Annotated in this window: 7 protein-coding genes; all 7 read left to right on the forward strand. The window is 39.7% G+C overall.

What is annotated here, in order from left to right; all coding sequences use genetic code 11:
- Positions 1–519 (forward strand): pimelyl-ACP methyl ester esterase BioV, encoded by a 519-nt coding sequence (gene bioV, locus HPSH112_RS01685; RefSeq protein WP_001210556.1) that lies wholly within the window; start codon positions 1–3, stop codon positions 517–519.
- 12 nt (positions 520–531) lie between these two features.
- Entirely contained in the window at positions 532–1,005 is a 474-nt protein-coding gene (locus HPSH112_RS01690; protein WP_000713306.1) for a DUF4149 domain-containing protein, read from the forward strand.
- A 62-nt stretch (positions 1,006–1,067) separates the two neighbouring features.
- A complete protein-coding gene (gene imaA / locus HPSH112_RS01695) occupies positions 1,068–9,767 on the forward strand; it encodes an immunomodulatory autotransporter protein ImaA (protein WP_000713677.1) in 8,700 nt (2,899 codons plus the stop codon).
- Positions 9,768–9,814: 47 nt separating this feature from the next.
- The gene (gene lysA, locus HPSH112_RS01700) at positions 9,815–11,032 is read left to right on the forward strand and encodes a diaminopimelate decarboxylase (RefSeq protein ID WP_000483590.1); all 1,218 of its coding nucleotides are present in this window, start codon (positions 9,815–9,817) and stop codon (positions 11,030–11,032) included.
- Between the two features lie 4 nt (positions 11,033–11,036).
- Positions 11,037–11,327, forward strand: a complete 291-nt coding sequence (locus HPSH112_RS01705; protein WP_001171423.1) for a chorismate mutase — start codon at positions 11,037–11,039, stop codon at positions 11,325–11,327.
- Between the two features lie 12 nt (positions 11,328–11,339).
- Positions 11,340–12,212 carry a DUF2156 domain-containing protein gene (locus HPSH112_RS01710; protein WP_000461860.1) on the forward strand — a complete coding sequence of 291 codons (873 nt, stop codon included), beginning with the start codon at positions 11,340–11,342 and terminating at the stop codon, positions 12,210–12,212.
- Positions 12,213–13,892, forward strand: coding sequence for a bifunctional chorismate-binding protein/class IV aminotransferase (locus HPSH112_RS01715; RefSeq protein WP_000575946.1), 1,680 nt, complete (start codon positions 12,213–12,215; stop codon positions 13,890–13,892). It abuts the gene before it with no gap.
- Positions 13,893–13,962: the final 70 nt, after the last annotated feature.

The raw sequence follows: 13,962 nt of genomic DNA on the forward strand, positions 1-13,962 counted from the left end.
ATGCGTTTTTTTAGTGGTTTTGGGTTCACTGATGAAAGCGTTTTGTTTGAAAAGTGGCTTTTAAAAGGGGCTTATGATGTGTCAGGCTTTTCTATAGGGGCGATTAAGGCGATAGAATACGCTTATAATGAGATCTTACAACAGCGCCGTATCAATTCTTTGTTATTGTTTTCGCCTTGCATGTTAGCGCATAAGAGTTTGGCGTTCAAACGCTTGCAACTTTCTTCGTTTCAAAAAGACCCGCAAAGCTACATGGATAACTTTTATCAAGAAGTGGGCTTGAGCGCTAAATTGGAGCGTTTTAAAAGAGAGGGTTCTTTAGAAGAATTAGAATTTTTATTGAATTACAAGTATAGTGATTCTACAATTAGATTTCTATTAGAAAAAGGCGTGAAGATTGAAGCGTTTATCGGATTAAGAGACAGGATCACTGACATTCAAGCCTTGTTAGAATTTTTTATGCCTTTAGTTCAAGTGTGGCAGTTTAAGGATTGTAACCATTTGTTGCAAAAATCTTAAAAAAGGTGGAAGATGAAAAAATTTGGTTTAGGGGTGTATTTGCTTCTTTTAGGTATTTTGGGTGGCTCTTTGATCATTCTAGGAGCGATAGTTGCGCCCATTGTTTTCAAAGCTTCAAGCATTTTACCTGAATTGAATCTAACTCCATTTGAGAGCGGGAAACTCATGGCACAAATCTTTGTGCGTTTCAATTATATTTTAGGCGCGATCGGTTTTGTAGTGTTGCTTTATGAAATCATTTCTTTTATTTATTATAAAAGATCGTTAGTGTATTTGATCCTTGGCGTGGCGATAGGGGCGTTGTGTTTCCTCTTTGTTTTTTATTACACGCCTTATATTTTAAACGCTCAAAAAGCGGGCGAAGTCGCGCTCCAAAGTGCTGAATTTGCCCGTTCGCACGCTCAAAGCGAATGGCTGTTTAAGGAATTGTTTGTGCTGGTGTGCGCTTTGTTTTTTTGGCGTTTGTTTGGAAAAAATGCGCTTTGATTTAAAGGAGAGGTTTTGTTACTATTTTTGTTACTATCTAGGAAATGAGAAGGTAGCATTTAATGAAAAAATTTAAAAAGAAACCAAAAAGTATAAAACGATCGCATCAAAAAACAATCTTAAAGCGTCCTTTATGGCTTGCACCTTTACTAATCAGTGGGTTTGCTAGTGGGGTGTATGCGAATAATCTGTGGGATTTGTTAAACCCAAAAGTGGGGGGTGAGTATGTGCATTGGGTTAAGGGCAGTCAGTATTGCGCATGGTGGGAATTTGCAGGGTGTTTAAAGAATGTGTGGGGGGCAAATCATAAAGGCTATGATGCTGGAAATGCCGCTAACTATTTATCTTCTCAAAACTATCAAGCTATTTTTGTGGGTAGCGGGAATGAAACGGGGACTTATAGTTTAAGCGGTTTTACCAATTATGTTGGGGGCAATCTCACGATCAATCTAGGCAATAGCGTCGTTTTAGATTTGAGCGGTTCTAATAGTTTCACTTCGTATCAAGGTTATAATCAAGGCAAAGATGATGTAAGCTTTAATGTTGGCGCAATCAATTTAAACGGTGCTTTAGAAGTGGGCAATCGTGTGGGATCTGGAGCTGGCACGCACACCGGCACAGCCACTTTAAACTTGAACGCTAATCAGGTCAATATCAATTCTAATATCAGCGCGTTTAAAACTTCGCAAGTGAATATAGGCAATGCTAACAGCGTTATTACTATCGGTTCGGTTTCTTTGAGTGGGGATACTTGCAGTTCTTTAACTAGGGTTGGCGTAGGGGCTAATTGCTCCACTTCTGGGCCTAGCTATTCTTTTAAAGGGATAACTAACGCTACTAATACGGCTTTTAGCAATGCAAGCGGCAGTTTCACTTTTGAAGAGAACGCCGCTTTTAGCGGGGCGAAATTGAATGGGGGGACTTATACTTTCAATAAAGGATTTAGCGCTACCAATAATACCGCCTTTAATAGCGGCAGTTTTAATTTTAAAGGCGCAAGTTCCTTTAATGGCGCGACTTTCAACAACGCTACATACACTTTTAATAATCAAGCCACTTTCCAAAACAGCTCCTTTAATGGGGGGACTTTTACTTTCAATAACCAAACCAATCAAACTAACAGCGCTCAGCACCCCCAAATTTTGTTTGAAAACAGCTCTTTTAGTGGTAATGCTACCACTCTTAAGGGCTTTGTGGATTTCCAGCAAGCCTTTAACAATTCAAGCCACCAATTGACGGCGCAAAACGCTTCCTTTAATGGCGCCAATTTTAACAATACCGGTAAAATCACCATAGAAAAGGAGGTAAGTTTTAACAACACGACTTTTAACACTTCTATTAATACAAGCAACATGACCATTACCGGTAGCGTTACTCTAAGCGGTAAGAACGATTTGAAAAATGGCTCAACCCTTGATTTTGGGAGTTCTCAAGTTACCCTCACTCAAGGCACGACTTTCAACCTCACAAGTTTAGGGGATAAAAATAGCGTAACGATTTTAAATTCCAGCGGTGGGATCACTTATAATAATCTTTTAAACCATGCGCTCAATAGCTTGACAAACGCCTTAAAAACGAGCGAAAACTCTTCAGATCCGCAAAATTTCGCTCAAGGTTTGTGGGACATGATCACTTACAATGGGGTTACCGGACAGCTTTTGAGCGCAAACATTGTGGCCTCTAAAGTCGCTGACTCTTCGCTCTCTAAATCCTCTACAAACCCTACAAAAGTCTATCAAGTGGGCTACAAAATAGGGGATATTATCTACAAACTGCAAGAAACTTTTAGCCATAATTCCATTATTATTCAAGCTTTAGAGAGCGGGACTTACACGCCACCCCCTGTTATTAGCGGCTCCAAATTTGACTTATCCGCTTCAAATTATATTGATTCTAACATGCCTTGGTATGATCATAAATCTTACATCCCTAAATCCCAAAATTTTACAGAGAGCGGGACTTATTACTTGCCGAGCGTTCAAATATGGGGGAGCTATACCAACTCGTTCAAACAAACCTTTAGCGCAAGTGGTAGTAATCTGGTGATTGGGTATAATTCAACATGGACTGATCACAATGTTTCTTCTAGCGACACGGTGTCTTTTGGGGACACTTCAGGGAGCGCTCTTAATGGGCATTGCGGGCCTTGGCCATACTATCAATGCACAGGCACGACTGATGGCGCTTATAGCGCTTATCATGTGTATATCACAGCGAATCTGCGTTCTGGCAATCGTATAGGCACGGGTGGGGCAGCTAATCTAATCTTTAATGGGGTAGATAGCGTCAATATCGCTAACGCTACCATCACGCAACATAACGCCGGGATTTATTCAAGCTCTATGACTTTTTCCACGCAAAGCATGGATAATTCGCAGAATTGGAATGGTCTAAATCCTAACGGCACGCTTTCAGTGTATGGTGCAACTTTCACTAATCAAGCCAAAGACGGGAAATTCATTTTCAATGCAGGGAAAGCGGTTTTTGAAAACACCAACTTTAATGGAGGGAGTTATCAATTCAGCGGCGATAGCTTGAATTTTTCAAATAACAACCAGTTCAATAGCGGTTCGTTTGAGATTAGCGCAAAAAACGCTTCGTTTAATAACGCTAACTTTAACAATAGCGCTTCTTTTAATTTCAATAATTCTAACGCAACCACTTCGTTTGTGGGGGATTTCACTAACGCTAATTCAAATTTGCAAATCGCCGGGAACGCTGTTTTTGGGAACTCTAATAATGGCTCTCAAAATAACGCTAATTTCAATAATACCGGCTCTGTTAATATTTCAGGGAATGCAACTTTTGATAATGTGGTTTTTAATAGCCCTACGAACATGAGCGTGAAAGGGCAGGTTGCTTTAAATAATATCACTTTAAAAAATCTAAACGCCCCTTTGTCTTTTGGCGATGGGACAATTACTTTTAACGCTCATTCTGTTATTAATATTGGTGAAGCTATTACTAATGGCAACCCTATCACCCTTGTAAGCTCTTCTAAAGAAATTGAATACAACAACGCTTTTAGTAAAAATCTATGGCAGCTCATCAACTACCAAGGGCATGGGGCAAGTAGTGAAAAACTCGTTTCTAGCGTGGGTAATGGCGTTTATGATGTGGTGTATTCTTTCAATAACCAAACCTATAATTTCCAAGAGATTTTTTCACCAAACAGCATTTCTATCCGGCGTTTGGGTGTTGGCATGGTGTTTGATTATATGGATATGGAAAAATCGGATCATTTGTATTATCAAAACGCTCTCGGTTTTATGACCTACATGCCTAATAGCTATAACAATAATTTAGGGGATTCAAACAACACCATTTACTATTACGACAAGAGCATTGATTTTTATGCGAGCGGGAAAACTTTATTCACTAAGGCGGAATTTTCTCAAACATTCACTGGGCAAAACAGCGCGATCGTTTTTGGGGCTAAAAGCATATGGACGAATGCAAGCGATGCACCACAATCCAATACAATCATTCGCTTTGGGGACAATAAGGGGGCAGGGAGTAATGATGCGAGCGGGCATTGCTGGAATTTGCAATGCATAGGCTTTATTACAGGGCATTATGAAGCGCAAAAGATTTACATCACCGGCAGCATTGAAAGCGGGAATCGCATTTCTAGCGGTGGGGGCGCGAACCTTAATTTTAACGGGCTTCAAGGCATTCTTTTAACGAACGCGACTTTGTATAACCGCGCCGCTGGCACGCAAAGCTCGTCTATGAATTTTACCTCTAAGAGCGTGAACATTCAGGCTCAAAACTCCTATTTTATAGACGATACCGCGCAAAATGGAGGCAACCCTAATTTCAGTTTCAACGCTTTGAATCTGGATTTTTCTAACAGCTCTTTTAGGGGCTATGTGGGGCAAACGCAATCTGTTTTTAAATTCAATGCCTCCAATGCGATTAATTTCACCAACAGCACGAATTTAAGCTCTGGTTTGTACCAAATGCAAGCTAAAAGCGTGTCGTTTGACAATTCCAATTTAAGCGTTTCAGTGGGGACAAGCAGTATTAAAGCCAATGCGATCAATCTTTCTCAAAACGCCTCTATCAATGCGAGCAACCATTCAACCCTAGAGCTTCAAGGCGGTTTGAATTTGAACGACACCAGCTCGCTCAACCTCAACCAAAGCGTCATTAATGTTTCCAATAACGCCACGATCAACGATTATGCGAGTTTGATTGTGAATGATGGCTCACGCCTTAATTTTAATGGGACAACCAATTTTAATTCAGCGAATATCACTACGAGTTTGAATCATTCTTCTATCGTGTTTAAGGGAGCGATCTCTTTAGGAGGGCAGTTTAATTTAAGCAATAACTCTTCTTTAGATTTTCAAGGCTCTAGCGCTATCACTTCTAACACGGCGTTTAATTTCTACGATAACGCTTTTTCTCAAAGCCCCATTACTTTCCATCAAGCCCTTGACATTAAAGCGTCCTTAAGTTTGGGAGGCAACCTCTTAAACCCTGACAACAGCAGCGTGCTGAATTTAAAAAACAGCCAGCTTGTTTTCAGCGATCAAGGGAGTTTGAATATCGCTAACATTGATTTACTAAGCGATCTAAACGATAATAAAAATCGTGTGTATAACATCATTCAAGCGGGTATGAACAATAATTGGTATGAGCGTATCAACTTCTTTGGCATGCGCATCAATGATGGGGTCTATGATGCTATTAACCAGACTTATAGTTTCACTAACCCTCTCAATAACGCCCTAAAAATCACCGAGAGCTTTAAAGACAACCAACTAAGCGTTACGCTCTCTCAAATCCCGGGTATTAAAAACACGCTTTATAACATTAGCTCTGAAGTCTTTAACTACCAAAAAGTTTATAACAACGCTAATGGCATGTATTCTTATAGTGATGACGCAGAAGGCGTGTTTTATCTCACGAGCAATGTGAAAGGCTATTATAGCCCTAACCAATCCTATCAAGCCAGCGGTAGCAATAACACCACAAAAAATAATAATCTAACCTCTGATTCTTCTGTCATCTCGCAAACTTATAACGCGCAAGGCAACCCTATTAGCGCGTTGCATGTCTATAACAAGGGCTATAATTTCAACAATATCAAAGCGTTAGGGCAAATGGCTCTCAAACTCTACCCTGAAATCAAAAAGATATTGGGGAATGATTTTTCGCTCTCAAGTTTGAGCGCTTTAAACTCTAATGCGCTAAACCAGCTTACCAAACTCATCACGCCTAACGATTGGAAAAACATTAACGAGTTGATTGATAACGCAAATAATTCGGTGGTGCAAAATTTCAATAACGGCACTTTGATTGTGGGAGCGGCTAAAATAGGGCAAACAAACGCCAATAGCGCGGTTGTTTTTGGGGGATTAGGCTATCAAAAGCCTTGCGATTACACCGATATTGTGTGCCAAAAATTTAGAGGCACTTATTTGGGGCAGCTTCTAGAGTCTAGCTCGGCTGATTTGGGCTATATTGACACGACTTTTAACGCTAAAGAAATTTATCTTACCGGCACTTTAGGGAGCGGGAACGCATGGGGGACTGGGGGGAGCGCTAGCGTAACTTTTAACAGCCAAACTTCGCTCGTTCTCAACCAGGCTAATATCGTAAGCTCGCAAACCGATGGGATTTTTAGCATGCTGGGTCAAGAGGGTATTAATAAGGTTTTCAATCAAGCCGGGCTCGCTAATATTTTGGGCGAAGTGGCGATGCAATCCATTAACAAAGCCGGGGGATTAGGGAATTTGATAGCGGATATGCTAGGGAGTAATAGCGTGATTGGAGGGCATTTAACGCCTGAACAAAAAAATCAAACCCTAAGCCAGCTTTTGGGGCAGAATAACTTTGATAATCTCATGAACGATAGCGGTTTGAATGTAGCGATTAAGGATTTGATCAGACAAAAATTAGGCTTTTGGACCGGGCTAGTGGGGGGATTAGCCGGGTTGGGGGGCATTGATTTGCAAAACCCTGAAAAGCTTATAGGGAGCATGTCAATCAATGATTTATTGAGTAAAAAAGGGTTGTTCAATCAGATCACCGGCTTTATTTCCGCTAACGATATAGGGCAAGTGATAAGCGTGGTGTTGCAAGATATTGTCAAACCGAGTAGCGCTTTACAAAACGATGTAGCGGCTTTAAGCAAACAAATGATTGGCGAATTTTTAGGCCAAGACACGCTCAATTCTTTAGAAAGCTTGTTGCAAAACCAGCAGATTAAAAGCGTTTTAGACAAAGTCCTAGCGGCTAAAGGCTTAGGGCCTATTTATGAACAAGGCTTGGGGGATTTGATGCCTAATCTTGGTAAAAAAGGGCTTTTCGCTCCTTATGGCTTGAGTCAAGTGTGGCAAAAAGGGGATTTTAATTTCAATGCGCAAGGCAATGTTTTTGTGCAAAATTCCACTTTCTCTAACGCCAATGGAGGCGCGCTTAGTTTTAACGCAGGAAATTCGCTCATTTTTGCCGGAAACAATCATATTTCATTCACTAACCACGCTGGAGCGCTCAATTTATTGTCCAATCAAGTTTCTAACATTAACATCACTACGCTTAATGTTAGCAACGGCCTCAAGATTAACGCCGCTAATAATAATGTTTCTGTGTCTCAAGGCAATCTGTTCATCAACGCTAGTTGTGCGGGACAAAGCGATTCAACTACAGCTAACATTGCAAACCCTTGCGCGCTTAGCGCCCAAAGTGCAAATGGCGCTTCTTCTAGTAATGCGTCAAATAACGCGCAAATCGCCTTGAACAATAACGATGAAAGCTTGATGGTTACGGCGAATGATTTCAATTTTTCAGGCAATATTTACGCTAACGGGGTGGTGGATTTTTCAAAGATTAAAGGCTCTGCAAACATTAAAAACCTGTATCTTTACAACAACGCTCAATTCCAAGCCAACAACCTTATTATTTCCAATCAAGCGGTGTTAGAAAAAAACGCCAGCTTTATGGCCAATAATTTAAACATTCAAGGGGCGTTTAACAACAACGCCACGCGCAAAATAGAGGTGCTTCAAAATTTAACGATCGCTTCAAACGCTTCTTTAAGCACTGGGATTTATGGGTTAGAAGTGGGGGGGGCTTTGAATAATTTTGGAGCGATCCATTTTAATTTAGAAAATATTCAAACGCCAACGCCGCTCATTCAAGCAGAAGGGATCATTAATCTCAACACCACCCAAACGCCTTTTATGAATGTCAATAACAGCATGGCGAATAACACGACTTACACTTTATTGAAAAGCAGCCGTTACATTGATTACAATATCAACCCCAACAGCTTGCAATCGTATTTGAATCTCTATACCTTAATCAATATCAACGGGAACCGCATAGAGGAAAAAAACGGCGTATTGACTTATTTGGGCCAACGGGTTTTGTTGCAAGATAAGGGGTTATTATTGAGCGTAGCGTTGCCTAACTCAAACAACGCCCATCAAAACAACATTTTAAGCCTTTCTGTCCTTCATAACCAGATTAAAATGTCTTACGGCGATAAAGTGATGGATTTTACCCCCCCTACTTTACAAGATTACATTGTGGGCATTCAAGGGCAAAGCGCGCTAAATCAAATTGAAGCTGTTGGGGGGAATAACGCTATCAAGTGGCTTTCAACATTGATGATGGAGACTAAAGAAAACCCGCTTTTTGCGCCGATTTATTTAAAAAACCACTCTTTGAATGAAATCTTAGGCGTGGCTAAAGATCTTTTAAACACCGCAAGCTTGATTTCTAACCCTAATTTTAGGAATAACGCTACCAACCTTTTAGAATTGGCGAGTTACACCCAACAAACCAGCCGTTTAACAAAACTCTCTGATTTTAGGGCTAGAGAGGGAGAGTCTGATTTTTCTGAACGCTTGTTAGAGCTTAAAAACAAGCGTTTTAGCGATCCTAACCCTAGCGAAGTTTTTGCCAAATACTCACAACCCAACAAACACCCAAATAACCTTTGGGTTCAAGGGATTGGTGGAGCGAGCTTTATTTCTGGGGGCAATGGCACGCTTTATGGCTTGAATGTGGGCTATGATCGGTTGGTTAAAAATGTGATCCTTGGGGGTTATGTGGCTTATGGGTATAGCGGTTTTAATGGGAATATCATGCATTCTTTGGCTAATAATGTGGATGTGGGGATGTATGCGAGGGCTTTCTTAAAAAGAAACGAATTCACTTTGAGCGCGAATGAAACTTATGAGGGCAATGCAAGCAATATCAATTCTTCTAATCCCTTGCTTTCTGTGTTGAACCAACGCTATAGTTATAATACCTGGACAACGAGCGTGAATGGGAATTACGGCTATGATTTCATGTTCAAGCAAAAAAGCGTGGTGTTAAAACCTCAAGTGGGCTTGAGCTATCATTTTATAGGCTTGAGTGGGATGAAGGGCAAAATGAATGATGCCGCTTACAAACAATTTCTCATGCATTCAAACCCCTCTAACGAATCGGTTTTAACGCTCAACATGGGGTTGGAGAGCCGTAAATATTTTGGTAAAAATTCTTATTATTTTGTAACGGCGAGGTTGGGTAGGGATCTTTTGATCAAATCTAAAGGCGGCAATATGGTGCGTTTTGTGGGCGAAAACACTTTATTGTATCGCAAGGGGGAAGTTTTTAACACTTTTGCGAGCGTGATTACAGGGGGCGAAATGCATTTGTGGCGTTTGGTGTATGTGAATGCGGGGGTGGGGCTTAAGATGGGCTTGCAATACCAAGACATTAATATAACCGGGAATGTGGGCATGCGAGTGGCGTTTTAGCTTTTTTGCTATAATGCTTCGTTCAAATTTTATAGTTAGGTTTTTCTATGTTTAATTATGAAGAGCTGTTTCAAACTCACAAAACCCCTTTTTACCTCTATGATTTTGACAAAATCAAACAGGCTTTTTTGAATTATAAAGAAGCGTTTAAGGGGCGTAAGTCTTTGATTTGTTACGCTTTAAAGGCGAATTCCAATTTGAGTATTCTCTCTTTATTAGCCCATTTAGAGAGCGGGGCAGATTGCGTTTCCATAGGCGAGATATATAGGGCTTTAAAAGCTGGGATCAAACCTTATAGGATTGTGTTTAGTGGGGTGGGTAAGAGCGAATTTGAAATAGAGCAAGCCCTAAAACTCAACATTTTATTTTTGAATGTAGAAAGTTTTATGGAATTGCAAACGATTGAAAAAATCGCCCAATCTTTAGGGATAAAGGCTAGGATCTCTATTAGGATCAACCCTAACATTGACGCTAAAACGCACCCCTATATTTCTACCGGTTTGAAAGAAAACAAGTTTGGCGTGGGAGAAAAAGAAGCTTTAGAAATGTTTCTTTGGGCTAAAAAAAGCGCGTTTTTAGAGCCTATTAGCGTGCATTTTCATATCGGCTCACAGCTTTTAGATTTAGAGCCGATTGTAGAAGCGAGCCAAAAGGTGGCTAAAATCGCTAAATCTTTGATAGCGCTAGGGATAGATTTGCGTTTTTTTGATGTGGGCGGAGGGATTGGCGTGAGCTATGAAAATGAAGAGACTATCAAGCTTTATGATTACGCGCAAAGGATTTTAAACGCGCTTCAAGGCTTGGATTTGACGATCATTTGTGAGCCGGGTCGATCCATCGTGGCTGAGAGTGGGGAATTGATCACGCAGGTTTTGTATGAAAAAAAGGCTCAAAACAAGCGCTTTGTGATTGTGGATGCAGGCATGAATGATTTTTTACGCCCCAGTTTGTATCATGCTAAGCATGCCATAAGGGTTATAACGCCCTCTAAGGGGCGTAAGATCTCGCCTTGCGATGTGGTAGGGCCTGTGTGTGAGAGCAGCGACACTTTTTTAAAAGGTGTGAATTTGCCAGAATTAGAGCCAGGCGATAAATTGGTCATAGAAAAGGTTGGGGCTTATGGCTCTAGCATGGCCAGCCAATACAATTCGCGCCCCAAACTCTTAGAATTAGCCCTAGAAGATCACCAAATCAGGGTGATAAGAAAAAGAGAGGCTTTAGAGGATTTATGGCGCTTAGAAGAAGAAGGCTTAAAAGGGGTTTGACCAGATGCAAAAGAATTTGGATAGTCTTTTAGAAAATTTAAGGGCTGAAATTGATGTGTTGGATAATGAATTAAGCGATCTTTTAGACAAACGCTTAGAAATCGCTTTAAAAATCGCTCTCATCAAACAAGAAAACCCCATTTATTGCCCTAAAAGAGAGCAAGAAATTTTAAAACGACTCAGCCAAAGGGATTTCAAGCATTTGAATGGAGAAATTCTTACGGGTTTTTATGCAGAGATTTTTAAGATTTCTAGAAAATTTCAAGAAAACGCCCTAAAAGAGCTAAAAAAATAAAAGAGAGTTGCCATGTTTGAAAAAATCACCCTAGCGCATAAGGACTTGTTTTCAAGGTTTTTAAACGCTCAAAAAATCGTTTTATCGGATGTGAGTTTTACCAATTGTTTTTTATGGCAGCACGCAAGGCTCATTCAAGTGGCGGTGATTAGGGATTGTTTGGTGATTCAAACCACTTATGACAATCAAAAACCCTTTTATTTCTATCCTATCGGTAAGAATGCGCTTGAATGCGTAAAAGAGCTTTTGAAGCGAGAAAAAAATTTACGATTCCACTCCTTGACTTTAGAGCAAAAAGACGATTTGAAAGACAATTTTGTAGGGGTGTTTGATTTCACTTACAACAGAGACAGGAGCGATTATATTTATTCTATTGAAGAATTGATCGCTTTAAAAGGGAAAAAATACCATAAGAAAAAAAACCACTTAAACCAGTTTTTAACTAATTGCGCGAATTTTGTTTATGAAAAAATTTCTTCTCAAAACAGAAAGGAAGTTTTAGAAGCCTCCAAAGAGTGGTTTTTAGAAAGCCAGACCGATGATATAGGGCTAATCAATGAGAATAAGGGCATTCAAAGCGTGTTGGAAAATTATGAGAGCTTGGATGTGAAAGGGGGGCTAGTTAGGGTTAATGGAGAAATAGTCTCGTTTAGTTTTGGAGAAGTTTTAAACGAAGAAACCGCGCTCATTCACATTGAAAAAGCCCGCATGGATATTGCAGGCGCGTATCAAATCATCAACCAGCAATTGCTTTTGAATGAATTTAGCCATTTGACTTACGCTAACAGAGAAGAAGATCTAGGGTTAGAGGGTTTGAGAAGGTCTAAAATGAGCTATAACCCGGTGTTTTTGATAGACAAATACGAAGCTGTTGCTAAAAATTAAATGATTTTTGGGGATTTTAAATATCAAAAAAGGATTAAAAAACTCACCGCCACCAATCTTCATGAGCTGAAAAACGCCCTGGATTTCATCTCTCAAAATAGGGGGAATGGGTATTTTGTGGGGTATCTTTTATACGAAGCGCGCTTAGCGTTTTTAGATGAAAATTTTCAAAGTCAAACCCCTTTTTTATATTTTGAACAATTTTTAGAAAGAAAAAAATATTCTTTAGAGCCTTTAAAAGAGCATGCGTTTTACCCCAAAATCCACAGCTCTTTAGATCAAAAAACTTATTTCAAGCAGTTCAAAGCCGTTAAAGAATATCTCAAAAACGGCGATACCTATCAAGTGAATCTCACGATGGATTTATTTTTAGACACTAAAGCCAAACTGAAGCGCGTTTTTAAGGAGGTGATACACAACCAAAACACGCCCTTTAAGGCTTTTATAGAAAATGAGTTTGGGAGCGTTTTAAGTTTTTCGCCGGAATTGTTTTTTGAATTAGAGTTTTTAGACACAGCGATTAAGATTGTTACAAAACCCATGAAAGGCACGATCGCTCGCTCAAATAACCCCTTAATAGATGAAAAAAACCGATTGTTTTTGCAAAATGATGACAAAAATAGAAGTGAAAATGTGATGATTGTGGATTTACTGCGTAACGATTTGAGCCGCTTGGCCTTAAAAAATAGCGTGAAAGTCAATCAATTGTTTGAAATCATCAGCTTGCCTAGCGTGTATCAAATGATAAGCGAGATTGAAGCGAAATTGCCCCTAAAAACCAGCTTGTTTGAGATTTTTAAGGCGTTGTTCCCTTGCGGATCTGTGACCGGATGCCCTAAAATAAAAACCATGCAAATCATTGAAAGTTTAGAAAAACGCCCTAGGGGGGTGTATTGCGGAGCGATAGGCATGGTTGAAGAAAAAAAAGCCCTTTTTAGCGTGCCTATCCGCACTTTAGAAAAAAGAGCGCGCGAAGATTTTTTGCATTTAGGGGTAGGGAGTGGGGTAACTTATAAAAGTAAAGCGCCCAAAGAATATGAAGAGAGCTTTTTAAAATCCTTTTTTGTGATGCCCAAAATAGAATTTGAGATTGTAGAAACGATGAAAATTATCAAAAAGGATCAAAAATTAGAGATTAACAATAAAAACGCCCATGAAGAACGCTTAATGAATAGCGCCCAATATTTCAATTTCAAACATGATGAAAATCTTTTAGACTTTGAATTAGAAAAAGAAGGGGTTTTAAGGGTTTTACTCAATAAAAAGGGCAAGCTCATTAAAGAATACAAAGCCTTAGAGCCTTTAAAAAGCCTAGAAATTCGTTTGAGTGAAGCCCCCATTGATAAACGCAATGATTTTTTATACCATAAGACCACCTATGCCCCTTTTTATCAAAACGCCCGAGCGCTCATTAAACAAGGCGTTATTTTTGATGAAATCTTTTATAACCAGGATCTAGAACTCACTGAAGGCGCTAGGAGTAATCTCATTTTAGAAATCCATAACAGGCTTTTAACCCCTTATTTTAGCGCGGGCGCGTTAAACGGGACGGGTGTGATGGGATTGTTAAAAAAGGGTCTTGTTGAGCATGCCCCTTTAAAATTGCAAGACTTGCAAAGAGCGTCTAAAATCTATTGCATCAATGCTTTATATGGCTTAGTGGAAGTGAAAATCAAATAACCATAAAATAGAGCGGCTAAAACCTCATTTTTTAGAAATAGGCTACTAAATAGAGCAAAAAAGTTAAAAC

This window comes from Helicobacter pylori Shi112 (genome assembly GCF_000277405.1).
Lineage (GTDB): Bacteria > Campylobacterota > Campylobacteria > Campylobacterales > Helicobacteraceae > Helicobacter > Helicobacter pylori_C.

Bases quoted from the DNA above. Each gene is read 5' to 3' on its own strand.
- bioV (WP_001210556.1), top strand. From the start codon at position 1: ATGCGTTTTTTTAGTGGTTTTGGGTTCACTGATGAAAGCGTTTTGTTT.
- HPSH112_RS01690 (WP_000713306.1), top strand. From the start codon at position 532: ATGAAAAAATTTGGTTTAGGGGTGTATTTGCTTCTTTTAGGTATTTTG.
- imaA (WP_000713677.1), top strand. From the start codon at position 1,068: ATGAAAAAATTTAAAAAGAAACCAAAAAGTATAAAACGATCGCATCAA.
- lysA (WP_000483590.1), top strand. From the start codon at position 9,815: ATGTTTAATTATGAAGAGCTGTTTCAAACTCACAAAACCCCTTTTTAC.
- HPSH112_RS01705 (WP_001171423.1), top strand. From the start codon at position 11,037: ATGCAAAAGAATTTGGATAGTCTTTTAGAAAATTTAAGGGCTGAAATT.
- HPSH112_RS01710 (WP_000461860.1), top strand. From the start codon at position 11,340: ATGTTTGAAAAAATCACCCTAGCGCATAAGGACTTGTTTTCAAGGTTT.
- HPSH112_RS01715 (WP_000575946.1), top strand. From the start codon at position 12,213: ATGATTTTTGGGGATTTTAAATATCAAAAAAGGATTAAAAAACTCACC.